The sequence below is a fragment of the Shewanella abyssi genome (assembly GCF_023284025.1).
Taxonomy (GTDB): Bacteria; Pseudomonadota; Gammaproteobacteria; order Enterobacterales; family Shewanellaceae; genus Shewanella; species Shewanella abyssi.
In genome coordinates this window covers 1-25,401 of sequence record NZ_JAKIKR010000018.1, presented here as the reverse complement: position 1 = coordinate 25,401, position 25,401 = coordinate 1, and the positions used below count along the sequence as shown (strand labels likewise).

At 44.4% G+C, this 25,401-nt stretch carries 23 protein-coding genes and 1 riboswitch; of the genes, 12 read left to right on the top strand and 11 right to left on the bottom strand.

Annotated features, from left to right (window positions below; translation table 11 throughout):
- The first annotated feature begins 286 nt into the window (after positions 1-286).
- Complete coding sequence (locus tag L2755_RS09860) at positions 287-982, top strand: DUF4937 domain-containing protein (protein ID WP_248980520.1); 696 nt, start codon at positions 287-289, stop codon at positions 980-982.
- 20 nt (positions 983-1,002) lie between these two features.
- Here L2755_RS09860 and L2755_RS09855 read toward each other — a convergent pair whose 3' ends face one another.
- From L2755_RS09855 to L2755_RS09845, 3 genes are all read right to left on the bottom strand, one after another.
- Positions 1,003-1,473: a hypothetical protein gene (locus tag L2755_RS09855; protein ID WP_248980519.1), complete on the bottom strand. Its 471-nt coding sequence runs from the start codon at positions 1,471-1,473 to the stop codon at positions 1,003-1,005.
- On the bottom strand, positions 1,463-2,086 hold the full coding sequence (locus tag L2755_RS09850) for a hypothetical protein (protein WP_248980518.1): 624 nt from the start codon (positions 2,084-2,086) through the stop codon (positions 1,463-1,465). The genes L2755_RS09855 and L2755_RS09850 overlap by 11 nt, the downstream gene beginning before the upstream one ends.
- A gap of 460 nt (positions 2,087-2,546) precedes the next feature.
- Entirely contained in the window at positions 2,547-3,290 is a 744-nt protein-coding gene (locus tag L2755_RS09845; protein ID WP_248980517.1) for a spermidine synthase, read from the bottom strand.
- Positions 3,291-3,568: 278 nt separating this feature from the next.
- On the opposite strand from L2755_RS09845, the gene L2755_RS09840 reads away from it, so the two are divergent.
- Positions 3,569-4,093 carry a DUF3332 domain-containing protein gene (locus L2755_RS09840; RefSeq protein WP_248980516.1) on the top strand — a complete coding sequence of 175 codons (525 nt, stop codon included), beginning with the start codon at positions 3,569-3,571 and terminating at the stop codon, positions 4,091-4,093.
- Between the two features lie 77 nt (positions 4,094-4,170).
- Here the strand turns inward: L2755_RS09840 and L2755_RS09835 are convergent, their stop codons facing one another.
- On the bottom strand, positions 4,171-4,908 hold the full coding sequence (locus tag L2755_RS09835) for a dienelactone hydrolase family protein (RefSeq protein WP_248980515.1): 738 nt from the start codon (positions 4,906-4,908) through the stop codon (positions 4,171-4,173).
- A gap of 184 nt (positions 4,909-5,092) precedes the next feature.
- Positions 5,093-6,082 carry a 2-hydroxyacid dehydrogenase gene (locus L2755_RS09830; protein WP_248980514.1) on the bottom strand — a complete coding sequence of 330 codons (990 nt, stop codon included), beginning with the start codon at positions 6,080-6,082 and terminating at the stop codon, positions 5,093-5,095.
- Positions 6,083-6,521: 439 nt separating this feature from the next.
- Between L2755_RS09830 and L2755_RS09825 the strand changes: the two genes are divergently transcribed.
- The 5 genes from L2755_RS09825 (at position 6,522) to L2755_RS09805 (ending at position 9,407) form a co-directional block, all read left to right on the top strand.
- Positions 6,522-6,932 (top strand): hypothetical protein, encoded by a 411-nt coding sequence (locus L2755_RS09825; RefSeq protein WP_248980513.1) that lies wholly within the window; start codon positions 6,522-6,524, stop codon positions 6,930-6,932.
- Positions 6,907-7,446 carry a class I SAM-dependent methyltransferase gene (locus L2755_RS09820; RefSeq protein ID WP_248980512.1) on the top strand — a complete coding sequence of 180 codons (540 nt, stop codon included), beginning with the start codon at positions 6,907-6,909 and terminating at the stop codon, positions 7,444-7,446. The genes L2755_RS09825 and L2755_RS09820 overlap by 26 nt, the downstream gene beginning before the upstream one ends.
- Before the next feature lie 28 nt (positions 7,447-7,474).
- The gene (locus tag L2755_RS09815; RefSeq protein WP_248980571.1) at positions 7,475-7,765 is read left to right on the top strand and encodes a hypothetical protein; all 291 of its coding nucleotides are present in this window, start codon (positions 7,475-7,477) and stop codon (positions 7,763-7,765) included.
- Positions 7,766-8,038: 273 nt separating this feature from the next.
- Positions 8,039-8,665, top strand: coding sequence for a DUF1326 domain-containing protein (locus L2755_RS09810; protein ID WP_248980511.1), 627 nt, complete (start codon positions 8,039-8,041; stop codon positions 8,663-8,665).
- Positions 8,658-9,407, top strand: coding sequence for a DUF2182 domain-containing protein (locus L2755_RS09805; protein WP_248980510.1), 750 nt, complete (start codon positions 8,658-8,660; stop codon positions 9,405-9,407). The genes L2755_RS09810 and L2755_RS09805 overlap by 8 nt, the downstream gene beginning before the upstream one ends.
- An 80-nt stretch (positions 9,408-9,487) precedes the next feature.
- Here the strand turns inward: L2755_RS09805 and L2755_RS09800 are convergent, their stop codons facing one another.
- On the bottom strand, positions 9,488-9,634 hold the full coding sequence (locus L2755_RS09800) for a hypothetical protein (protein WP_248980509.1): 147 nt from the start codon (positions 9,632-9,634) through the stop codon (positions 9,488-9,490).
- Between the two features lie 52 nt (positions 9,635-9,686).
- Here L2755_RS09800 and rluA point away from each other — a divergent pair, with 52 nt between their 5' ends.
- The 3 genes from rluA to L2755_RS09785 all read left to right on the top strand — a co-directional run bounded on the left by rluA (position 9,687) and on the right by L2755_RS09785 (position 15,466).
- Positions 9,687-10,364 carry a bifunctional tRNA pseudouridine(32) synthase/23S rRNA pseudouridine(746) synthase RluA gene (rluA, locus tag L2755_RS09795; protein WP_248980508.1) on the top strand — a complete coding sequence of 226 codons (678 nt, stop codon included), beginning with the start codon at positions 9,687-9,689 and terminating at the stop codon, positions 10,362-10,364.
- Positions 10,365-10,452: 88 nt separating this feature from the next.
- Positions 10,453-10,914 (top strand): transcriptional regulator AsnC, encoded by a 462-nt coding sequence (gene asnC, locus L2755_RS09790; protein ID WP_248980507.1) that lies wholly within the window; start codon positions 10,453-10,455, stop codon positions 10,912-10,914.
- A gap of 640 nt (positions 10,915-11,554) precedes the next feature.
- Positions 11,555-15,466, top strand: coding sequence for a rhombosortase-dependent M36 family metallopeptidase (locus L2755_RS09785; protein WP_248980506.1), 3,912 nt, complete (start codon positions 11,555-11,557; stop codon positions 15,464-15,466).
- A gap of 108 nt (positions 15,467-15,574) precedes the next feature.
- Here L2755_RS09785 and L2755_RS09780 read toward each other — a convergent pair whose 3' ends face one another.
- The 4 genes from L2755_RS09780 to L2755_RS09765 form a co-directional block, all read right to left on the bottom strand.
- The gene (locus tag L2755_RS09780) at positions 15,575-16,048 is read right to left on the bottom strand and encodes a hypothetical protein (protein WP_248980505.1); all 474 of its coding nucleotides are present in this window, start codon (positions 16,046-16,048) and stop codon (positions 15,575-15,577) included.
- 85 nt (positions 16,049-16,133) lie between these two features.
- Positions 16,134-17,240 (bottom strand): succinylglutamate desuccinylase/aspartoacylase family protein, encoded by a 1,107-nt coding sequence (locus L2755_RS09775; protein WP_248980504.1) that lies wholly within the window; start codon positions 17,238-17,240, stop codon positions 16,134-16,136.
- 32 nt (positions 17,241-17,272) lie between these two features.
- Positions 17,273-18,637: a lysine-sensitive aspartokinase 3 gene (gene lysC, locus L2755_RS09770; RefSeq protein ID WP_248980503.1), complete on the bottom strand. Its 1,365-nt coding sequence runs from the start codon at positions 18,635-18,637 to the stop codon at positions 17,273-17,275.
- 170 nt (positions 18,638-18,807) lie between these two features.
- Positions 18,808-18,989: riboswitch (Lysine riboswitch) on the bottom strand.
- A gap of 78 nt (positions 18,990-19,067) precedes the next feature.
- Positions 19,068-19,529: a DUF3293 domain-containing protein gene (locus tag L2755_RS09765; RefSeq protein WP_248980502.1), complete on the bottom strand. Its 462-nt coding sequence runs from the start codon at positions 19,527-19,529 to the stop codon at positions 19,068-19,070.
- Between the two features lie 534 nt (positions 19,530-20,063).
- On the opposite strand from L2755_RS09765, the gene arcA reads away from it, so the two are divergent.
- On the top strand, positions 20,064-20,780 hold the full coding sequence (gene arcA, locus L2755_RS09760; protein ID WP_248980501.1) for a two-component system response regulator ArcA: 717 nt from the start codon (positions 20,064-20,066) through the stop codon (positions 20,778-20,780).
- A gap of 344 nt (positions 20,781-21,124) precedes the next feature.
- Here arcA and L2755_RS09755 read toward each other — a convergent pair whose 3' ends face one another.
- Entirely contained in the window at positions 21,125-23,365 is a 2,241-nt protein-coding gene (locus L2755_RS09755; RefSeq protein WP_248980500.1) for a S9 family peptidase, read from the bottom strand.
- 233 nt (positions 23,366-23,598) lie between these two features.
- On the opposite strand from L2755_RS09755, the gene L2755_RS09750 reads away from it, so the two are divergent.
- On the top strand, positions 23,599-24,588 hold the full coding sequence (locus tag L2755_RS09750; RefSeq protein ID WP_248980499.1) for a class 1 fructose-bisphosphatase: 990 nt from the start codon (positions 23,599-23,601) through the stop codon (positions 24,586-24,588).
- Positions 24,589-25,401: the final 813 nt, after the last annotated feature.

Genomic DNA, 25,401 nt, shown 5'->3' with positions numbered 1-25,401 from the left:
AAAAGCCAGTTCGTTTTCGATGTGAGAATAATAGAGCAGAGCCATAAAATAAGATAACGGATAAAAGCTATCACCTTAATCTGTTTTCCGAATTAAGGTTCCGAGTGATAGTTGCAAACGATCGAGCTATGTTATTGTCAGCATCACTCCAATGAGTTCGCGAGATGAGTAACAAGTACTGATTCAGCGAGTTCAGTGGTGTTACTCACTCCACAAGGTGCAAAGGTAGATAACGGCGTTTAGTCGTTTCTACTGCTGCCCTATGAAAACAAGGAAGCTTGTGTAGATGATCGTTAAATATATTAACTGCCAAGTGAAACCCAATTTGAGATCAACCTTTAGCAAAGGTCAGTGCTGCTGGCAACGCACGGCGCAATCGGCAGGCTTTATCGCTCAAACGGGCGGATGGCAAGGTAACCAAGCGACTATCTTGGCGTTATGGGACGCGAAATCCTCTGTTGATTCTTTTATGCAACTAGCCCATGACGCTATTGCTGAAGATGCTAATCAACAGGGTAGCTATAGCCGTCTTGAAGTAGGTTACTGGCAGCACGATTTAGACATTCCAGGCCAGCAAAACACGTCCAGCTCGCAGATCACGGGCAGTACCATGAGAGCGGCCAAGTTAATGGCTGAAGCGCAGTTTATTCGTACTGCCCAGTGCATCGTGCCAGCGGATAAGGTCGATGGTTTTATCGAAGAGCAGCGGAGTTTATGGAACCCCGCCATGGCTGCAGTAACCGGGATGTTGGGCGGGCTATTATTACGTTCAAGCACTAATGACAAGCAATTTTTAGTCATCACTTTTTGGTTATCGGAAGCTAGCCACCAGCATTATACTAAGCACGTTTTCAGCGGCATCAAGGCACTCGCTAAGTACAAACCATTAGTTGAAGAGATCCAAGGTGGCCAAATTATCATTGATCCACAATGGCAAATAGCTGGCTCAACGGTGGGTAAGCAAGCGGATGCTATTGGCTAACCAAGGCCTTTTTCAGCAAGCTAGATTAAATCTGCTACACACTCATAATTGGCACTAGATTTAGCATGCTCTATCAATGCTTCGTTAAACACCCTCGCATATTGGATAGCCAAGCGCTCAAGAGCGAGTTGGTTGACACATGAGCCGCTGTCAGCACCGACCCAGAGGGTTTTCCATTCTGTTTTTAAAACGAGGCAAGCAGTTAAATCTAAGTGCTCAAACCCCGGGCGCGTGGGTGCAAAAGAATTCGCCACACCAATAAAATAGAGGGTACCACTTTTATATACATTGCTAGCATCACTTGCGGCATTTTCGACGCGATAGTTATCACTCACTTGCTCAAACGAACAATCGTCAGCCATAACTGTACTTGAAAAGACTAAAATCCAGATTAGAAAACATTTCATAGTGGCTTTACTTTTTAGCGTTCCTAACAGCAGCCTTATTACAGTGATGCCGTAGCGGATAAAATTAGAATTATTAAAAGCCATACAAAGCACGCATCGTTTTAACAGCAACTTGTATACTGACCTTCTCATTGTTTATAAGAAAATACTTATCTTTTGCTACCTTTCCGATTGAGTGATACCACTGCCCTTCAAAATAAATCGATGCCACACCCGTTTCAAGATTAAGCTTAAAGTCCGCTTGGCCATCCATACCATAGTCTTCTACCTCCAGCAGATGTTTTCCGTTACGATCAAGCGCAGAATACATCAGCAAATCAAATACACCATCACCATCTTTATCGACAAAGCTGGCATAGGGTTGGCCAGTTCCCTTTTGAAAAATCCCTACTCCAGACTCTTTACTACCAGCAGCATCCAAACTGACTCCAACAGACGGCATGTCAGGGTGAGAGGTTTGAACCATCATTGTTGTTTTGTCTGTTTTCTTAAAATGGCCATCAAGCTGATTAACCAGCATTGATTCAATGCGAACTCCATTAAGTATTACTACTTCGACGTCATTTATAGCACCTTCAGACTCAATGATTCTAGCGAGTTTTTTAGTTAACTCCATTACTTCATTTTCATCAGCGACTGAGACAACACTGAATAGCAACGCTATCAATGTAAGACCAATATACTTCATCATTCTCATTCAAAATTCCTTTTCAATAGTAACACCACAGCGGCACTCGCAGCTCAATGGCTACCGCAAGGTAGCATTGCTAAACCTTTGTCGTAAATTGAATTCTTTTATTGTTAGACTCTTTATAAAAGGATAGAAGAAACACCATGGTTTTGATTTAGCACTAGCAAATCAACTAGCTCACTTTGGGAAGTATTGCGTTAACTGCAAACTAAAATAAGTGATAACAAGAAACCAATAATTGAGTTTGAAAATGGCGGATAACACCAGCCTTCCCCGTTGGAAATTTTGCTTTTTAAATTTCGCCGGGGCGCTGAGGGATTGCCAAGGGGTACTAGCGCTTTACCCCTTGGCTCGGGCGTGGGCGAAGCGCCACGACTTTGACTTTGACTTTGACTTTAGCTCTAAATACACCAATAAATTAACTTCAACCTAAAGTGGCTACAATAGCCTGTGGAGCTTACCCCTCCTACTGCCACACATCGAAACGGGTTAGCGATCGACCCAACTGAAAATCGAGCTTCTGAGACAGTGCTTGCGCTTGCTGCTTTAATCCGCTGGCACTGATATCACGTCGAATCTTACCCGCGATGACGACCCAGTTTGCGCTGCCAGTTAAACAGGCGCGCACTTCAACAAAATGCAGCTCAAGGTAGGCTAATAGTTCTCGATTCTTGCTGTGTTCTTTCCAACAATTCAACACCAAGTAACCATCTGCTTTTATCAGTGCAGCACATTGGGCGATGAATGCTTCAGACACCTGCGCCGCATCAACGCCTTCAGCGCTATAGATATCGGTGAAAATGATATCGACCCGTTTGTGATCGCCAAGCGCTAAAAACTGAGTCGCATCTTGATTGATCAGCTTTAGCTTTTTGCTGAGAGGTAACTGAAAATAGCGCTTCGCTAACTCAATCACCTCAGCCCTAAGCTCGACCGCCGTCAGCTTAATTCCAGCATCGAAATGACGCAGAGCATGGATAAGTCCCCCGCCGCCTAACCCCAGTACAATGGCACTTTTAGGTTGGCTATAGAGCAATACCAATAACATTGCTTGCACGTAGGTATGTTGCGGAATATGCGGCGCAGCTTTAAGTAATTTACTTTGCTCATCGTTTTCTGCAAACGCGAGAATTCTCGCCTCTTTATCGTCTAGAACAATAAGTGGGCCATATTCATCTTCAGTTTGATGTAATACTTGGTAATCAGACATGCGCTCTCCATCATTAAGGGCGCTATTATGCGTTAAATGGAGCGCCAATAGAATGGCCGTTTGGTGGCACTGCAAATCCACACACTGCACCAACATTAAGCCCACCAATTAAACACAACTACGCAAGTGTTGAAGCATCCAACCACAGCAACCACCAACATCATCAATGTAGCCAACAGTTAAGAGCAATAACTAACACTGAAACGCGACTAAGATCTCATTTCATTTTTCACTAATACATACAATCAGCCCCTTGCTTAAATGACTTGAATCGATAAATGAAAAAGAAAATATCAGCGCTTGCATTAACCGTATTACTCAGCAGTCAACTGAGTGGTTGTATGGGACAGATGGGGCTCAGTGCGATGGTGACCAAGGGTAATTTAAGCGCGGTAGATAACCGCTACGGCCGTGCGGGTCTATTCGTATTAATGAGCCCAATTTACGGCATTGCCGCCACTGCAGATCTATTTATCATTAATAGTGTCGAGTTCTGGACGGGTACTAACCCAGTAACAGGGCGATCTCCCGCTGTGGTGGATATGCCTGTAGAGGCCATCTTTAAGGTCAATCAACACTTGGATGACGATTTCACCAAGGTACCTCTGCCAGACATAAAGCTGACTAGAGCGACCTTAGCAGCAAAAGATGAGAACACGCTATTGATGACGTTGTCTTATGAGGATGGTAGCCAACAAGTGATGTCAGGATTCAAGCAAGGTGAGCATGTCGACTTTTATTTAGATGACAGCTTTATCGCACGAGTAGATTTAGATGAACTGGTAAATTACCAGCAAGGCTAATGACTGCAGTTTAAGTCGAAAAGATAAAAAAGGGTGAACTGTGTTCGCCCTTTCTCCCCCTAAAAATCCCCAAAAGCCTATTTCAAAGTTCGTTGAAAAAACGCTACCGCTTTTAGGTAAATTTGCAGCGCAATAGCAGCGTCATATCGCTCACCTTCATCACGCATAAATGCATGCTGCGCATTAACTTCTAGCCAACTAAAGTTGCGCTCAGTCACTTCAAGCTTGGCATAAATAAGCTTACGCCCCTCACTGGATACATGCGGATCTTGTTTACCAAAAATCATCACTAATTCTGCCGCTATATCTGCGGTACGTGATAGTGAGTCATTACCTTTTTGACAAGGCAATGTATTGGAATGGATATCGGTGGGGTATAAACAGAATGCTCCCTGAATATCAGGGTTTAATGCCGCTCGGTAAGCCAAGTGGCCGCCAATACACACCCCCATACTGCCGACATGACTGCTACAAAAACTCAAACTACGAGCAAAATCAACTAAGGCTTCGGTGTCACTATCGTGATGCTCTAACGATTTCGCAAATTTATCAGCATTACCTTTATCTTTACCAGCATCATCGTAAGCCAGTACCGTGCCCAATGGGTTTAACTCATGAAAAACTTCAGGCACCAGCACCACAAAACCATGGGCAGCGAGTATGGCTGCAGCACGGGCTATAGGCGCTGTTTGCTGAAATATTTCAGAGTAGAAGATAATCGTTGCAAACTGACCTTCACAATCAGGGCGATAGAGGTAAGTTCGCATAGCGCCTGTCGCTGTCGCAATATCATGGGTTTCTTGAGTTATGATCATCGGCTTTTCTTTCCTTAGAGTCAGTCATAGAGGTGATGGCAAACTTTGCGATTATGTCTTTCTAGTGGGCGATTCTAGCCCTTAGCCTAAAACAGCTAGCGATTTTTAGCCACAAAAAAGCAGAACCGACTTTAATACTAGCAATAAAAAAGAGGATTCTGCTTTATGGTCAATGCGCTAACGTTTAGAACAGTTCGTTAGGACACTTCTCACCCGCTAATAGTTGCTTAACATTGTTTAGCGTAGTTTCAGCGATGGCACCAAGCGCCTCTTCAGTTAAGAAAGCTTGATGACCGGTAAAGATAACATTGTGGCAGGCCGATAAACGCCTAAACACATCATCTTGAATAATCTCACTCGATTTATCTTCGAAGAACAACTCTTTTTCATTCTCATAAACATCTAGCCCTAGTGATCCTAACTGACCCGTTTTAAGCGCTTCCATCGCATCCAGTGCGTTTAGTAGGCCGCCACGGCTAGTGTTAATCACCATCACACCTCGCTTCATTTTAGCGAAGCTTTTCTCACTCAATAGGTGGTGATTATCTGCCATTAATGGGCAGTGCAAACTAATCACATCGCAGACAGGATACATCTCATCAAGCGTGACATACTCAACGCCTAAGTCGACTATAGCCTGGCTTGGGTATGGATCATGGGCAATCACTTTACAACCAAAGCCCAGCAGTACTTTAACCGTCGCCAAACCAATTTTACCGGTGCCGATCACGCCCACTGTGCGGCCGTGCATGTTAAAGCCCACCAAGCCCTCTAATGAAAAGTTGGCATCGCGGGTACGTTGATACGCTTTGTGGATTTTACGATTGAGAGTCAGCATCAAAGCGACGGTGTGCTCGGCAACAGATTCTGGCGAATAAGCCGGAACGTTGACGACTTTCATGCCTAAACGCTCTGCAGCCTCCAAGCCTACGTTATTAAAGCCAGCGCAACGCATGGCAATAATTTTAGTGCCACCTTTGGCGAGTTCCACTAACACCTCTTCACAAAGAGAGTCATTCACGAAGGCGCAGATCACTTCAAAACCTGCAGCTAGCTTTACCGTTTGCATGCACAAGCGGTAGTCAAAATATTCTATATCTGCACCGAATGCGCTATTGGTGCGGTCAAAATGCTGCATATCGTAATGCTTAGCGCTAAAGAAACCGATTTTCATTGCAGAACCTTATCCAAAATAAGTAGATAATATGGAGAGTAAGTTTATGTGATATTGGCAAGTTTGTCTCGCCAGCTGTTGAAGGTGTTTAAGAGGAAAAACAAAAGCGAGCTCCTGACAGCTCGCTTACCAACTTAATCATGTTTATTAGCAGGCTGAGGATAGTGCCTGTAGCAAACATTTAGGAATGATGAACCAAGGAACCCTGATTATCCCTAGTGATTTAAGCCGGTAGCAATACGTTATCACTATATATTAGATAGCATTGCCCGCTGGTTCACATTTATCATGCTCAATTTCACGCCATGACATTCCGCTGTAGCCACGACAATAGCCTCTAATCATTGACCTCAATAATCAAGCTGTGATCAATCTTGGCTTACCTTTAGCACATTTGCTGATAAGCTTTAGCCAAAGAATAAGGAGCTTGCAATCAATCATGGCTAGAAAAGCACTCACAGAGAAACAATTTTGGATCCAACGTTTTTCCAAAACCGCATTACGAGCCATCCATATTTTGGGCATTACCGGGGCCGGTGGCGGCATTTTGATGCATGTTCCCAAAGAGCAATGGCTTGTTTATTGGATAATGGCGATGAGCACTGGCGCAGCCATGATGCTTTGGGAAGTTGTTCGAGACTGGCGCTGGCTGATCCAATTAAAAGGGGTGCTCACCTTGGTAAAACTGGGGCTACTCAGCCTATTCATCCCCTTGGCCACCTATAAACCAGAACTGCTGATCACGGTTGTGTTATTGTCAGTTGTTGTCTCTCATGGGCCTGCTGGCCTCAGACACTTTTCAATTGTACATGGACGCAGAATAGATGGCAGAAAAGAAGTTAAAGGCTAAAACCGCAGCACTAATTAGCCAGTTTACTGAACTAAAAGGCTTGGTTTCAGCAAGTAGTCACGTGCTGGACTTAGCCTGTGGCACCGGTCGAAATGGCAATTGGTTTGCAGAGCGAGGCTGCCACGTTACCTATTTGGATCGCGATTTAAATCGACTTGAGCAGGGTGATAACACCGCTAATCTCTCGTTATTAGAGTGGGATCTGGAAACTAACGATGCGCCCACGCTACCCGTTAATCGCTATGATGTGATTGTGGTGTTTAACTACTTACACCGGCCGCTCTTCTCGCAGATAATGGATGCTATAAAGCCCGGCGGTTTAATCATCTACGAAACATTTACCACAGAGCAAGCCACCATAGGTCGACCGCGTAATCCAAACTTCTTATTAAAGGCGGGCGAGTTAAAAGCTTTATTTGCTAACTGGCGCAGCCTACATTACTCTGAGGGTCTAACGGGTGAATTAACCAACACAAGTTACAAAGCACAACTAATCGCACAAAAACCAATGTAAACAGCAACTAAAGGATGAGTAGCGAATGATTTTCCCTTACCCTGAGCGGTATCGTGTTGCAGCCCCGCCGATAATCACTGGCACTATGGTAGTCTGGGCACTGTTAAGTCGTTTAATTTTTGGCGCTGCCAGTCAGTTTAGCCTCTATCCACTGTTAGCTCTGTTTCCCCTGGTGATATTCATCCACCTGGTCCTTATTTGGGATGCCAGAAGCATGGGGCGACTCGATCAGTCTTTCTATGCACTAGTGCATTGTTCACTGGCATTTGTGGTGTGGACTTTTTGCATCATGCACGTCAACGGCCGTGGTTTCTCATAAATCGCCGACAGCCAAACACCGCTATGTTCATCTGCTCGAGCCCCTGCTGAGAGTAAATCACCTTTTCGCTGGTCATTAGTCATTAATAGACAAATTTATTCTATCAATAATATTTAAGTATGCGTATCACGCTAGGCGATTGAATCATATTGAAAGTTAAATCGTTTGCTGTTACTCCCTGTTTGATGCATCAACTCATGCGGCTACGCCCCGCTGCGACAGACTTCTACTGAACTATACTCAAGCGAATATTGACCATTCAAGGTGAAGTATATGTCGGATATTAAAGATTGGGCCTTATCGATGCATCAAATTGAAAACTGTAGCTGTAGCCATGGTTGTGGCTGTCAATTCGGTGGATTTCCAGATAGTGAGAATGGCGGTTGTGAAGCGATTTTGGGATTTTTGATCATTGATGGACATTACGGCGATTTAGATCTGTCGGGGTTAAAAATGGTGTTTGCCGCAATGTGGCCTAAAGCGATGCATGAGGGCAACGGCAAAGGCGTGTTATTTATCGACTCCGCGGCCAATAGTGACCAAATCACGGCCTTGGCGACCATAATGTCAGGTCAAGCTAATGGGATGCCATTGGAAGCCTTGGCCACCACTTTTAGTGCATTTGAAGGGCCAATTATAAAAGACATAGAAATGAATGCCTCGGATACTCACTCATGGTTTTCTATTGCAGGTGTAACCGAAGCGCAGCAGCGTCCCTTAAAAAACCCTGTCTCCGGTGAAGACCAAAATGTTCACATTACCTTTCCTGATGGCGGCTTTATGTGGAACGATGGGATTATAGGAACGACCGATAAAATGTCGATGAATTATGGCGACATTGCCTTCGATCATGTCGGTCAATTTGCCGCTAAAGCCGTTGTTAACTGGAGCAATGCTTAGTTTGCTACAGCAATGGTTATCTCCATATGGACTCAAACGCAGTCTAGTGACGTTAACGTTACTTTTAGCCATTGCCCTAAGCTGGTATTACATGCTGTTTGCTATGAGCATGAATATGCAGCCGGTGCGGCAGTGGCAGCCATATGATATTTGGATGCTTTTTACCATGTGGGCAATCATGATGGCAGGCATGATGCTACCTGCTGCTGCACCGGTGATTTTGTTGGTAGAAAAGCTAAACCAGCAACGTCAACGTCGTCATGCCTGCTATGCCCCCAGCCTATACTTTATGTTGGGCTACCTGCTCGCATGGAGCTTTTATAGTGCACTAATCACCTTGGTGCAGTACGCATTACACCATTTATCGCTGCTTAGCGACATGATGATAAGTGCAAATAATACCTTTACCGCCACACTCCTGCTAATAGCCGGTATATATCAATTTAGCCCTTTAAAACAAGCCTGTTTGGCCCAGTGCCGCTCACCACTCAACTTTATCACCACACAATGGCGAGAGGGGATCGGCGGCGCTATCTGGATGGGTTTTAAGCATGGACAGTATTGCTTAGGTTGTTGCTGGTTTCTTATGGCATTGCTATTTGCTACCGGAGTGATGAACCTTAAATGGATATTGCTGCTTACCTTATTGGTGATGCTGGAGAAGCTACTGCCTTTTGGCCGGTTTTCGAGTCGTGTGATTGGTGCCATATTAGTTGTGGCTGGCTTTTATTACTTGATTTAACGCTGACTTTGGTTTTATCAGCCTCATGAATCAACCACAAACTTGCTTGGTTGATCTTTTTGCGCAGCGCTGGAAACGGTTTACACCATTGGTAATACCAGCGAGTAATACCAACTTACCCGCAGATAGAAAGTGCCATTAGCGACATCATCTTGCAGCCAACATGGAGTGTAGGCTTTGTCTAAATGCCATCGATAGTTAACCCGAAAACGATAATCTACTTGCATGAAGAACGGCCAAAGAGGTATCTTTGCGGCGCATTTTCAAAAAGGTTCTATCATGACTGATTTCGTATACGCACCACCGACTACCCCTTGGCTCGATATTTTACATCAAGACAAAGATATTATGGTGGTCAACAAGCCCTCAGGGCTATTATCAGTGCCTGGCCGGGCGCCTGAACATCATGATAGTACCTATAGTCGCGTATTAGCCGAGTACCCAGATGCTAAGATTGTACATCGACTCGATATGGCCACCTCCGGCGTCATTGTGGTCGCACTACTGCGCAGCGCAGAATCTGAACTTAAGCGACAATTTCGAGACCGAGAAACCGCTAAAACTTACTATGCGCGCGTTGCGGGCCATGTAAAAGCAGACACAGGTACCGTTAACCTGCCATTGATTTGCGACTGGCCTAATCGACCCAAACAAAAGGTCGACCATAAAATTGGTAAGGCATCACAGACACATTACGATGTTGTCAGTCGTGCCAAACGTTCGACCTTGCTCAAGCTCACCCCCATCACCGGTCGCTCTCACCAACTGCGAGTGCATATGATGGCATTGGGTCACCCCATTTTAGGCGATAATTTTTATGCTGATCCGTTGGCAAAACGTTTAGCAGCGCGTTTATTACTCCACGCTCAATCGTTAACGATTACTCACCCTTATACTAAAGAGAGCATGACGTTTAGTTGTGAAGCGCCTTTTATGGATGCTGAGCCAGAGCAATAATTTATCATCAAAAACATAAATCACTAGATTATCCACATAAAAATACGTAAATTGCTTATAACTCCCTTAAGTAATATGCGTATTTATTATGGAAACCTCATTTCAAAGAGATGCACTCGACAATCAAATTCTTTCAGCACTTATGCAGGAAGCACGTACCCCATTTGCAGAGCTTGCTAAGCGATTTGGTGTAAGCGCAGGCACGATCCACGTTCGCGTCGAAAAGATGAAACAAGCAGGAATAATCACCGGGGCTCAAATCACCGTCAATCCGAAAGCGCTTGGCTATGATGTCTGCTGTTTTATTGGTATTAACTTAAAAAGTGCCGGCGATTATCCGGCGGCCATCTCTAAGCTAAATGCACTTGAAGAGGTAGTCGAAGCGTATTACACCACGGGAAATTACAGTGTGTTTATCAAAGTGATGTGCCAATCCATTGATGGACTGCAGCATGTTCTCATTAACCGTATTCAATCGATTGATGAGATCCAATCTACCGAAACGCTAATCAGCCTACAAAACCCGATTGTTAGAGCGGTAAAACCGTAATAATGGCAGCTAGCTAAATAATAGCCGCATATATCGCGATGATACTGTGCGCTATTCAGCTTCGGTCAGTGACAAATAACTAAATAGACTAGAACAAATTAAAACTGTTCACACTAAGATCATATCGCTCTCTTAAAATCTTCCAAAAACGATTTACACGCTGGACTGTAGCATTAGAAATACCACTCTCTTATGGAGAGTATCTCGTTAGCTCCTACCTAAGCGCAAAGTTTATTAAACTAAAATAGAGAATAACTACGATATTTAATAAGCGTTGCAGCACCGACTTTGTAAAGGAAACATTCCAATCTACTGGTGGATTTACATTTCTTATAATTAACATCGATTATGCTGGCAGTTAATAGTATTCAAAGCGAACAATTAGAATCCCGCATTTTCTCTATGGTTAAGCCCTACTTTTACACCTCGATCGGTCAAATAACAAGCAAGCTGCATCGCTACGGCAACATAAAGTAGGGCATCTTGATACATTTGTTACCAAAATAACTCTTTTGTGCTACAACGGCTATCACCACTTTAGTTGTGGGTTAGATAAAGACAGAAATTATTTATACAAAATAAAAATAACCGAAGCCCATGATGGTTTTGGAAAATTGACAAATTGACAAGGAAAACTGTTTTGAAAACAAAACTATCAATAGCCATATCGGCTGCGCTAATTTCATCGGCGACTTATGCTGTTGCGGCTTCAGCAAGCAATGCAACTATTAGTCAGCTTCCTCAATCTCTTGCTTATCAGTCACAAGCAACGGATTCAACATCAAGCATCAGTGGCATGCGTGATCAATATGATTCGAAGACAAGTCAAGCAACTTTTCAATGGGCTAAAAAAGGCCAGCTAGCACCGGCACTCGGTGCTCTAGCACAAAAATACAAAGTTGCAACCGCTGCAGATTATTACTTAAATAAAGTGACTGGTATTTCAACAGCAAACAAAGGCGCCGCTAAAGCTGTATTAACCAGCATGCACGATAATGGTCGCGGCGCATCAATTGCTAAATACAGCCAAGAAATTAATGGTGTTGAAGTATTTAATCATGAAGTGAATGTCATGATGGATCGTGAATTCAATTTAGTGGCAACTTCAGGTAAATTCGCTAACGTTTCTAACAAAAGTAAAAGCATTAGTACGATTCAAGACAACTTTGGTGACGCTTCAACCGCGGTCAACGCTGCCTTCTCTAACATGGGTGGCAATTCAGTTACCTTAACTGCGATTGAATCTGATTCTAAAAAATATCAGTCATTTTTAAGTTCTAACGCCGCAGGTACTAAAAAAATCGTCGGTAAACCAAGAGCTAAAAGAGTCTATTTCGATAAGAAAGGCGCATTGGTTGCCGCTCACTATGTAGAATTAGAAGTCTCTGATGCCGAAAGCGTAGAATCTGATTTTTACAGTTTCATTATTGATGCCAACACAGATGAAGTCCTCTTCAAGCATAATCTAACTTCTGATGACTCTGCTTTTAACTACCGTGTTTATGCCGATGAAACGGGTGTACCTTGGGATAGTCCACACGGTAATGTTATTCCAGCCACAAGTGCAGATCAAGTTGATGCATCTGAGTATCTTGAAGCGCCAATGGTGACCATGACTCATGGCCCAATCAGTACTCAAGATGCTTGGCTTGCAGCAGATGCCACGATTACTTCAGGTAACAACGTCAATGCTTACGTGGATGCAATAGCGCCTGATGGGTTCAGCAATGGTGATTTCACTGCAGATGTCACCAGCGCTAATACTTTTGATTTTAAATACAACGCTGCTGAGCCAGAAAGCTCTATGGGCAATCGTAAAGCGGCTATTGTTAACCTTTTCTATATCAACAACTACCTACATGACACTTTCTACGACCATGGCTTTGATGAAGCCGCGGGTAACGCGCAAGCACTAAACTACGATCGTGGTGGCGTTGAAGGTGATGCAATACGTGCAGAAGTACAAGATAACTCGGGCTTTAACAATGCCAACATGAGTACCCCTGCCGATGGCAACTCTCCTCGTATGCAGATGTACCTTTGGGACAGTAAAGATGCCATCGTAGGTGAGCATTTCGGTGTAACGGTTACATCTGACGATTCAGTCGGTTTGCTAGAGTCAACTCAACGCTCAAGCTTTGGTCAAGGCCAATTTAACGTTTCAGGTTCAGTCGTCCGCATCGATGATGCAACAGATACAGTTACAGATGGCTGTGAAGCGACGTCAAATGCGGCAGCAATTGCAGGCAACATCGCCATTATTGACCGCGGTGCCTGTGCATTTACCCAAAAAGTAAAAAATGCGCAAGATGCTGGCGCTATCGCAGTACTTATTGCGAACAACTCAGGTACAACAGACCCAGCACCTATGGGTGGCAGTGACGATACAGTGAAAATTCCAAGCATGGGACTATCACTTAATGACGGCGCTGAAATTTACGCTTTATTGGATACTGGCGAAGGCGTTGCTGTGTCAATGTTCAACCAAAAGCCATACAAAGCAAGTTCATGGGATAACGCTATTGTTGCTCACGAATGGGGACACTACATCTCTAACCGCCTAGTCGGTAACTCTTCAGGTCTAATCAACCAACAGGGTCGCTCAATGGGTGAAGGTTGGGGTGACTTCCATGCACTATTGTTAGTTTCTGAAGCTGATGACGTGATGCTTGAAGGCAACGAAATGTTCCAAAAAGCTTATGCGGCAGTGTCTTATGTAGGCTCTTTCTACACAGGTATTCGTAACTACCCGTACAGCACTGACATGGAAGTTAACCCACTGACCTTTGCCAATGTTGAACTAGGTAACGGTACAGGCGCAGATCAAGACGGCAACGCTGAAGTTCATGATGCAGGTGAACCTTGGGCAGCAATGCTTTGGGATAGCTATGTCGCATTAATCAACGATGAGCGTCATTCATTTGAAGAAGCTCGCAGCTTGATGATGGATTACCTCGTTGCAGGCTATAAGATGACACCTGTAGCGCCAACTTATACCGAAGCTCGTGATGCACTTCTTGCAGCAGCTTACGCAAACGATGTCGCTGACTACGAGTTAATCATGGCAGCATTTGCTCGCCGCGGTATGGGTTTTGGCGCTGTATCACCAACTCGTTTCGACACAAAGCACAGCGGTGTAGTAGAGTCCTATGAAGCTACGTTGGCAAAATTCATCGTTTCAGATCATGTAATCAATGCTGATTACGAAGGTATGACTGTTGGATATTGTTCAAAAGATGGCATCATTGACAAAGGTGAAACGGGTACAATTTCATTTACAGTCGCGAATAAAGGCAGTGAAGCATTTGAAACTATTGATGCTATTGTCAAAGTAACCAGCGGCCAGAAAGTCACTATTGCAAATGAGGGTAAAGTCATCTTCTCAAATGTACTTCCATATGGTGACGCTACCAGCACTCCAATTGAATTTACATTGGACGATGCCGCCACTGCAGACGAAGTCACTTTCGAACTGTCTTTTCCAGATCTCGATGAAGATATCAAACCAGCTGATTTTACCCTCAGTACAGCTGTAAATATGGACTTTGCCAGTAAAGATGTTGAAGCAAACATGTCTACTAGTAATATGGAAGATTACTCAGGATTAGTCGACTTCCAAGAAGTGGTACTTAGTGGCGGAGAAATGGCAGAGGGCACTGCGTCACTAGATGCTCGTTACGCTAATTACTTCCCGGTTGACAGCCAGTACATGTACATTGCAAACAATGGTTTTGCATCTGATGTCGCCTTTGAAACGAAGTCGTTTACTGTTGGTTATGGCGGCGATTTCAGTGTCAGCTGGTTCCAATACTATGAAATTGAAACTGAGTATGATGGCGGTGTTGTTGAGATTCGCATTAACGGCGGTGAATGGGCTGACGTAACAGAAATGGGGGGAGTATTTGGCGGCGCGGGTTACTCTGCCGAGCTTGCAGATCTTCTACCAGGTAGAAAAGCTTTCACTGGCGATATTGCTTGGCCTGGTGAAACTGAATCCGTTAACTTCGGTACTGCACTTAATGGCAACGAAGTACAATTCCGTTTCCGCATAGTATCGGATACCAATACCAGCTCATTTGGTTGGATTATCGATAACGTCACCTTTAGCAATATCACATCTAACGTTTTCAACGAGCTAGTTGCAGGCGATACCTATGCCTGTGACAATCGCTTACCTAGTGTCACAACAAGTGCTAGCGCGACAAGTGTTAATGAAGGTGACATAATTACGTTATCTTCAGTAACCGTTGATGCTAATGCTGCTGATAGCCATACATATAGCTGGAAGCAAACTGCAGGTACAACTGCAACATTAACGGGTGCAGATACCAGTGAAGCTACCTTTACAGCGCCAAATGTAACCAGTAGCGAAACCCTTGAATTCACCTTGACTGTAAATGATGGTACGGATGATGTAATGTCTGAAATAAACATTTACGTTAAGGATGTACCAGAGGTAGCCAAGCCTACATCAAACTCTTCAAGCGGTGGCTCTATGGGGTGGATTGCGTTAATGTTACTGCCATTTGCAGCGTTCCGTCGCCGCAAGTAACCCTCGTTACAATCTGTAAATAATGAAATGCATTGTCAAATTCATTTCTTAACAAAAAGCCATAACAATAGTTATGGCTTTTTTAAATTCAGTTATTATAAATTAGTATCAGTACTCATTCATTGTATGTTGCCGACTATAGTCAATTTCAATTTCGACAGAGCTAAAGTTAGCGTTTAGTTTTAATGACTTATACAGAGTGAATAAGTCAGTACCCTCTTCAATAGGTGTTAATCGGTAAGTTTCAGCCGCTATCTGCATCACAGAAAACAGATCTCTTTGCTCATCCACCCCATTGCCGCTTTGAACAACAAAACTCCCCCTAAGCACTCCGCCTTGAGTCATCTCAGGGTTAAAAACTCTAGTCCCCTTGATAAGGGAATCTGATTCAGCAATGAACTTAGCTCCATTTAATTGATAACTTATTAAACGACTTGCCGACAACTTATCTGTCTCTGTAACGACCAATTCAACTCCACTCACTTTAGTTGCTTTAGCGTTTGAATTTTTATCTAAATTCGCTTCATCAGCAGTACAACCTGACGCTAGGAATAGCACCGTAAAAAGTGGCATTAATCGCATAAGCTAGCCTATCCTTATCTATAAAGTTATATTTAATGTTTGTACATTAGCATAACATTAAAGGGTTTAAGCTTAGTGGGTAACTTTAGATTACAAACAGATTGGTCATCAGCTTATACAGCTCTGTGCCTTGGTAGACTGAAGCAGAGGCAAAATGAAGAATAGGCACACAATCTTGCTCAAGCTGCAAAGAGGTTAGCTCCTCTTCGGTGCCATAACAGTCAAGCCTGAGAATATTGGCCAGCGGGGCGCCAGCTTTTAGTGGTACGCCTGGTTGAGCTAAGTACTCAACTAAGCCGCCTTTAGGGGCATGATATTTCTTATAGTCTTTGAGTAAACAACCGAAGCGCTGCATATCTGCTGCAACCACCCTGTCCATGATCACGCCGCGATAGCTAAGGTATGCCAAAATGCCCATCGCATCCTCTAAGGCATCTTCCATATCAATACGCTCTTGGCTTGCGAGTTCCAGCGTAAAAGCGGATACCGGCACTGGCATATCTCGGCCTTGACTCGCAGCATACTCCACTAACTCCCACCAGGGACAAAATGCGGCTTCATCCATCGCGCCGCCAAAACTATTGGGGATTATAAGGCTATAGGGGATAGAAAAGAATCTTGCCGAAGCTCGATCGTACTCAGGACAATAGAGATGCTTACAAGATTTTGGGCCAGTATGCAGGTCAATGACAATATCAGCTTGATGGGCCAGCATTTGTAAGCTTACCGCCAATCGCTTGCCCGTGGTAACGCCCCAAGGATTGGCTAAATGAGCCTCACAAGAGCCAAGCAGATGAGCCCTAAATGCCTCTGCCAGCTGCCCGTTATCTAAATCACAATGTTGCTGATACCATGTTGGAATATCAAAGGAGTGTTCTAGATACTCTCGATTCCAGTTCACCCCAGTAATGGGATCAAAACGCCCAAGTGTGAACTCACCACTCTTTTGATTAATCCCCAAAGGGTTGGCAAGCGGTAGTAAGGTCACTTCACCTTGCACATCCATATTTTCCAGCTGCTTCAACAACTGAAAAATAACCGCATTGCCCTGCACTTCAGCTCCATGAACATTCGCTTGCACGAACACTTTAGGCGCAGAGGGATCTTTTGCCGCTAAATGGTACACAGGAATGCTCAGCTCTTGCCCCGTCGCAAGCTCGCCAACATTGAGGCTAGATTGGGTGAATTTCATTTTGTGTACTCTACTCCTTGCGTCAACAGTGGTTAAGATTCAAATAAGTTTTCATGCAAGGCACGAATGACATCAGCCGCTTCAGCTTCCTCTACCAGTACGCACAGATTATGAGGGCTCGCTCCTTGGCAGATCATGCGCACGTTATGCGGCTCAAGCACTTCAAACACTCGGCGACATACACCCGCCGTTGAAGCGATTCTATTACCAATAATCGCCACCAGTGCCAAACCATCTTCAACACGAACCCGGCAATGTTGCGATAACTCTTGCAACAATGATTCACTCAATAAACCATGACCGCTTGAATCCGATCCGGTTTTATCCAGTGTTAATGCCACATTAACTTCTGAGGTCGTGATTAAATCAACACTGATTTTATGCCGTGCTAGTGTGGCAAACGTCTCGGCTAGAAAGCCTTGCGCATGCAGCATTTGCAAGCTGTGCAGGTTTAATAATGTTTGATCTCTTCTTACTGCCACTGCTCGATAAACGGGCTCATCGGATACTTGATGACGGATCCACGTTCCTCCCTGCTCAGGCGCCCAGCTAGATCCCACAAAGACTTGAATTTTTTGCCGTACCGCGGGCAAGATAGTGGCAGGATGCAGTACCTTGGCGCCAAAAGTGGCCATCTCTGCCGCTTCGTTAAAGCTAATCTCAGGGATAGGCTTAGCATTAGGTGCCAGTCTTGGGTCGGTAGTATAGATCCCGGCAACATCGGTCCAGATCTCAACAGCGCTAGCACGCAATGCCTCAGCCAGTAATGCGGCGGAGTAGTCACTGCCGCCGCGACCCAAGGTGGTCGTTGCACCTTCGATATCTGCACCAATAAACCCTTGAGTGACAATCACCTGAGATGCTAATAAAGGGGCCAGTTTTTCCTTAACTAATTGTGCAATTGACTCAATTTGTGGCTCTGCACGGCCATGATGACCATCGGTGCGCAACACCTGGCGAACATCAAATGCCGCGGCTGACGCGCCTTTTTCTCGCAGTACCGCAGCAAAAAATATCGATGAACACATCTCCCCCTGAGATAACAGTTCATCCATAGCCGCCTTGCTACGAGTTAACACTAATCCCTCGGCTAAAACGTCGATATGGCTGAGTACCGCGTCAATTTTTGCGGCAACATCCATTGGATTGCCTAACCTGTCGAGGATCTGATATTGAATTGAAGCGATCTGCTTAATCAGCCGTTTACTTTGTTCGCCTGTTGTTGTGGCTTGGGTTAGCGCCACCAGCTTATTGGTCACGCCACTAGACGCACTTACCACCACAACTTTAGTTGCTGGGTTATTGATGATGATATCGGCGCAGCGATGCATAGCATCATAATCGGCGACAGAGGTGCCACCAAACTTAGCGACAGTTAAACCAGGAATTACGGACATGAGGTTGCCTCCACATTAAGTGGATGATGTGTAGATAAGGTATTGTTTAAAACTAACTTGAAATCTTGCTTGAAAACTGGCTTGAAAAAAAACATCAATAAGCTCCGAACTAACTTCGTTCGAAGAGCCTGGTGCTAAGATATGCACCCCAGAGATGGGAAACAGCGATCGTCACCAGAAGCTCTCCACCATAATAAATAGGTGACAATCGTCAGGATTCAGCCTGAGCGACCAATACATAAGACAGTTCCAAATCGTTTTATGTATCTCGGCATCAATCTCCATCATGAACGGTCAATGGGGTTTGGTCCCCTCTCGTTCACTACCTAGTTAACGCTCCTCTTCTGTACTCGATCTGTATACAAATCAAGTAAAGTGAAAAGTATATAAATTACGCGACTAAGTCAAACGAATTTTATACAACTTTGCATTACACCATATGGGGTAACTCGTGTACTAGATTGACCCGCAGCGAGAAAGCGCCGAGCGAGGTTTCTAGTTGTGACAATAAACATGGGATTAGCTGTAACTTGTCAGCTTCAACATAATAAATAGCGTTTTGATTAAACTTGCGCCCCAATTCAATGGCTGAGACCCTATCAGTCGATACAGCCCAGCTTTTTTCCATGTGTTTCCGATCTTGCGACGCCCCCACCATGGCACGATAAGGCAAGCGTAATTTTAGGATCTCTTGCTGCAGTTTTCGATCTAACAATCGATTTTGGCAAGCCGTCAGTATCTCTCCTCTTGGGTTATGCGCAGTGATGATTGCGAATGAAATTTTAGAGGACAAACACTGCGTAAGCAGGAATTGCGTTTGCTGATACTTGCGCCAAAGGCACTCGATTGACTGCTCCATTGCTAACAAATTCTCCACTTGAAGTAATTTCATTATAGCAAAATCAATAGGGCCGCCTAGGCACGTGATATCGGTCACAGTAAATAAAATTTTACATTTCTTATTTATCATACACTTAGGTATATTCACGTGATCTAAATCATATCTTGCGGCAATTTTGTTAACATTTCATTTGTTAACAAATGCCTAAAACGAGTACAATAGGTCTTGTTGATTGACTCACACTGATACATGTAATGACACATCTTGTTACATATATCTGGAACAGATAGAAGAGTAATCCACACAGCTGTATCAAATGTGATCTATGTTTGATTTAACATTTAAACTTCAGGAAAAAACAATAGTTAAGGAACTTATTCTACTTATTGTTTATCGAAGCTAATACAGTTCACGTTTTCCATATGTGAGATACCCATACTTTACTTATCATGAAGTGTGTTGCCGTTTCAGAATAATTTTTGAAAACACCACCGTGTATCAGTGAAATATCAGCATGAATCGATAGAGTATAAAAATATTTGTACTCATGGTTAGAATAGAATTGACAGACATTAGGTAATTAATATGCAAAACCCGCACATTCTGATTGTTGAAGATGAAGCCGTTACAAGAAACACACTTAGAAGTATTTTTGAAGCAGAAGGATATGTGGTCTCTGAAGCCAATGACGGCGCTGAAATGCATAAAGCTATGCAAGACAATAAAATCAACTTGGTGGTTATGGATATTAACCTACCAGGTAAAAATGGACTTTTATTAGCTCGTGAGCTTCGTGAAATAAATAACATTGGCCTTATCTTCCTAACGGGCCGCGATAACGAAGTAGACAAGATCCTTGGACTTGAAATCGGTGCAGATGATTACATCACTAAACCATTCAACCCTCGTGAACTGACTATTCGTGCTCGCAACTTACTAACACGAGTGAACAGCACTGGTGTTGAGTCTGAAGAGAAAAGCGCAGTTGAGTTCTACCGTTTCAACGGTTGGAGCTTAGAAATAAACAGCCGTTCTCTTGTTAGCCCACAGGGTGAGTCATACAAGCTGCCACGTAGTGAGTTCCGCGCTATGCTGCATTTTGTAGAAAACCCAGGCAAGATCCTTAGCCGTGCTGACTTACTAATGAAGATGACAGGTCGTGAGCTTAAGCCACATGACCGTACTGTTGACGTAACGATTCGTCGCATCCGTAAGCACTTCGAAAGCTTGCCTGATACGCCAGAAATCATCGCTACGATCCATGGTGAAGGTTACCGTTTTTGTGGTAACTTAGAAGACTAATTCGATAGTCGAACAAAATAAAAAGCCAGTCAATTGACTGGCTTTTTTGTTGCTATAATCTGAGCTCAACAATAGTAAAAGTGGCCTTATAAAAATCAACCGCAAGCTTAATTAAACCTTAAAAGCATTCCCGAGCCAGTTAAATTCCGCTAGCAGATAAACTCCATTTGTCAAATATGATGACAATTATTCTATATATATATTTAGGAGTACTCTTCGGCTCTGTCTTTACGTTTTCAGAATAAATAATCTTCTTATTAACGATATTTAATCTTCAGTTAATCCAATATAGGCTGAAAGTCATAAAAAGCACCTCCAGGCCTATTTTGAAAATACCGATTTTACTATTTGAGTTCACGCTCTAAAAAGTCAGCTAAAGAGCGATATAAGTGCACTCTTACTTTCTCGCCACGCATAGAGTGTTTTGAACCAGGGTAATCTATCATCTGGAATAGCTTACCTTCATCTTGCAAGGCTTTATAAACCCGAGTGCTGTTTTCAAATAGAACATTGTCATCTGCCATACCGTGGTACATCAGCAATCCAGACTGGTAGCCTTTAACATAGGGCAATACACTGCTGGCCTCATAGCCTTTAGCATTCGTGTCAGGGTGACTCAGATAACGCTCAGTGTAATGAGTATCATATAGTGACCAATCAGACACTGGCGCACCTGAAATAGCGGCCTTGAAGTAGTCAGGCGCTTTAAACAAGCTCATTAGTGCCATATAGCCACCGTAGCTATGGCCGTAGATAGCAATATTGTCGCCATCAACAAAAGGCAAACTGCGAAGGTAATCTACCCCCACCTTTTGGTCATTCACCTCAGCCTCACCCAACTGCTTATAGATGACATACTCAAACTGAGTGCCGCGATGGGCTGAACCACGGTTATCCAGTTGATAAACGATAAAGCCCTGCTGCAGTAGATGCTGAGTAAAATAGTCCTGATGACTCCAGCTGTTTGTCACCAGTTGAGCATGTGGGCCGCCGTACACTCGCACCACCACTGGGTATTTCTTACTGGCATCAAAATGGCTTGGCTTAAACATTCTATATTGCAATGCTTGACCATCTTCAGCGGTTAACTCACCAAACTCAGGCACTTGCCATAGACCAAAGTAGTCATAGAGTGGATGCCCTGATTTCACTTCGTTTTGCTCAACCCAGGCTAATCGCTTGCCAGAATTGTTATGCAAGCTCACCTGAGGTGGTTGCGATAGGCTACTGAAATAGTCTAAGTAGACCGCTTGATTGTCGGCAAACACCGTTGAGTGCATCCCTGAACGAGTGCTGATTGACTCGACCTTGCCACCCGCAATCGCGACGCGGTATAACTGCTTCTCAGTCACTTTAGTTTGGCGGCCAGTAAAGTAAACTTGGCCGGCTTTTTCATCGATGAACTCGACGCCATCAACCGCCCACTCGCCCTTGGTGAGCTGACGAATAACCTTGCCATCAAGTCCAATCAAGTAAAGGTGGTTAAATCCGTCACGCTCAGATCCCCAGATAAAGGCTTTTTGTTGCTTTAGAAAGTGCAGATCGTCATTGAGGTTAACCCAAGCTTGGCTGCGCTCTTGAACTAGGTTTTTATTACGCTTGATGTCATCAATGTTGACCACTCTGAGATCGAGCGCTTGCTGATCACGAGTTTGCCATTGATACGACAACCGCTTGCTATCAGGTAACCATTTAACCCGCGGCAGATAGATATCGGTCTCTTTGCCTAAATCGACCCAAGCGACCTTCTTGTCGTTAAGTGACACCACACCAAGTTCGATCTTAACGTTGTTTTTACCCGCATAAGGGTAACGTTGCTCAGTCAGCTTGATGCCATCGGCATAGATCTCATTGCGCGTCACCTGCTCAACGCCAGATTCATCAATGCGAGTATAAGCAATCGCCGACTCATCCGGCGACCACCAATAGCCCGTCATACGGCCCATCTCTTCTTGAGCCACAAACTCCGCCATGGCATTTTTAATTGCGCCGCCGCCATCGGTCGTTAGCGCAGTGATTTTCTCGTTCTTGAGATCAAGCACATACAAGTTTTGCTCACGCACAAAAGAGACTAAATTGCCCTTAGGAGACAACCTCGCATCAGTTGCAAAGCCTTCACCTGTGTTAAGCAATTTGACTTGGTTACTATTAACGGAGAAATAATACAGTTGGCCCGATGCCGGTATAAGGATAGCTTGACTGTCATCAGCCCAGAAATACTCCATGATCCCTTGACCATAGATACGTTGGCGTTCACGGCGCGCTTTTTCCTCATCCGATAACTCGCCAGCAACGAGCTTGTCAGCATCAAGCAGCAGGCGCTGCTTACCACTGGCCACATCCATCTGCCACAGATCGTAAAAATGTTGGTCATCTTTACGACCCGCTAAATAGGTCACTCGCTTACCATCTGGCGATAACTTAAGCCCGCGAGGACTGGTCCCTGCAAGTGCCGGGGACGCGTACATGCGCTCGATAGTGAGCGGTTTGTCACCGCCCTTATTCGCTGTAGATTGAGCTATTGCCGGAGATACCATCACCATAGGGAGTGTAGCAAGCAGCAAATTCATCCAATTTTTTTTCATTATTATTCCTTGGATAACGTGCGAAAGAAGCACATTTTGACTGAAATTTCGACTACATTGTGCCTCAATCATAACGAAAACAAAAACAATGCAGACAATATGCACTGGTGGGGGGGCTTTACCGCTGAAAAAACTGCCGTTCTCAGGTATCATCGCCAACAATTATAAGTTTAAAACCTCAATTCCCGACCTCTAACTCAATTTAGTGCTATTAAATTGTCATAGGAAACAACATGCAGACTCTGGCTGAAAACCTGACATCGCAAGCGATTTCTCCCGCTCTTGAAAAACTGATCCTGACCCTAGCTGAAACCTCAATCGAGATCAGCCATGCCGTTCGCCACGGTGCTTTAGCGGGCATTTTGGGCGCTACAGAGCAAGAGAACATTCAAGGTGAAACCCAAAAGAAACTGGATATCATTACCAATGATATGCTCAAAGATGCGCTAAAAGCCGACGGTACAGTACGTGGCATCGCATCGGAAGAGGAAGATTACGTCGTTGATGCCGATGCTAACGGTGAGTTTCTAGTCTGTTTTGACCCACTTGATGGTTCATCAAATATCGATATCAACTCATTAGTTGGCACCATCTTCTCGGTACTACCTGCACCCGCGGGTGAGTTTTCAGAAAAGAGCTTCCTGCAAGCAGGTCGCAACCAAGTCGCTGCCGGTTATGTGCTTTACGGCCCATCAACCATGTTGGCATTGACCACGGGCAAAGGGGTGCAGTTGTTTACCCTAAACCCAGACACTAACCAGTACCTGTTAACTGATGCAGCCATGAGCATCAGCAAAGACACGGCTGAGTTTGCGATTAATATGTCAAACCAGCGATTCTGGGAAGCGCCAATGCAGACCTATATCAGCGATCTGCTACTAGGTACGATTGGACCGCGCGAAAAAGCCTTTAACATGCGCTGGATTGCCGCCATGGTCGGCGATGTTCACCGCGTTCTTTGTCGCGGCGGTATTTTCACTTATCCGACTGATAACAAGAACCCAGAAAAGCCATTCAAACTGCGTTTGATGTACGAAGCTAACCCAATGTCGTTCTTAGTTGAGCAAGCAGGCGGTAAGGCTTCTACCGGTTATGAAACCATCATGGATATTCAGCCTACAGCGATCCATCAACGTGTCGCAGTGATCTTAGGTTCAGCTAACGAAGTTGACGCCTGCCTTGAGTATCATCAAGTTGATTATAGTGAAGAGCCGACAATCTAGGTTCTAGAAGCTAGGTTCTAGGTTCTAGGAAGAGCAAAGACGGTACAGGCTAAGACGGAACAGCCGGTAAAGTCTGAGACGGAAAAGATTAAAGCAGGTTCTAGGCTTGAGCATTAGCAGGTTCTAAAAGAAAAAGCGCAGTTCCTTTTTGGGAATTGCGCTTTTTTGTGGCTCGTTTGCAACGATTAGCTACTTAGCTACTTAGCTAAAAGGTATCAGGGGTCGCCTGTACTATAGAATCAATCAAGCTCCGCTTGATAAAGATCGTGGGATTCCATGGCTCACCTAAGGCTATCTCGGCATGTGTGCCTCAATCACGACTATCAATTTATAAGAGTCTTCCATGACCTCGGCAACTCCGATGGGAAAAGGGTGTTATCTGTTAGCTCGAGTGGTGCACTTGCATGTTGAACGCGGCTGACAGCCCTGAATGGTAAGTGGACAGAAATGTTCTAGTTTACGTCTAACATCTGAGCCAGATTCGTCATCCCGCGACTGAATGGCTGTTGATAGTTCCAACAACAATGGCATTTCCTACGTCCGTGCAGGTCAGATTCAGGAGGTAGAGCAATGCAGGGAGCAATTGCCGAGTGAAGCTTCTGGGCTGAATTCCAGTGCCTTTAAGTCTGAAATTATCAGGCCATATTGAAATTGCAGAGCATGCGCCCTGTGTCTTAGCAAGCCGCCACAAGTACGTCCATATAGGCTCTGCTAAATCATCCGTGATTTAGAAGCTTGCACGCCCCACAGCACATGCTCTGCCAGCAAGTTCAATGTAGCGTCTGACACGCTTCTGGACAAAAGTGGGTTACC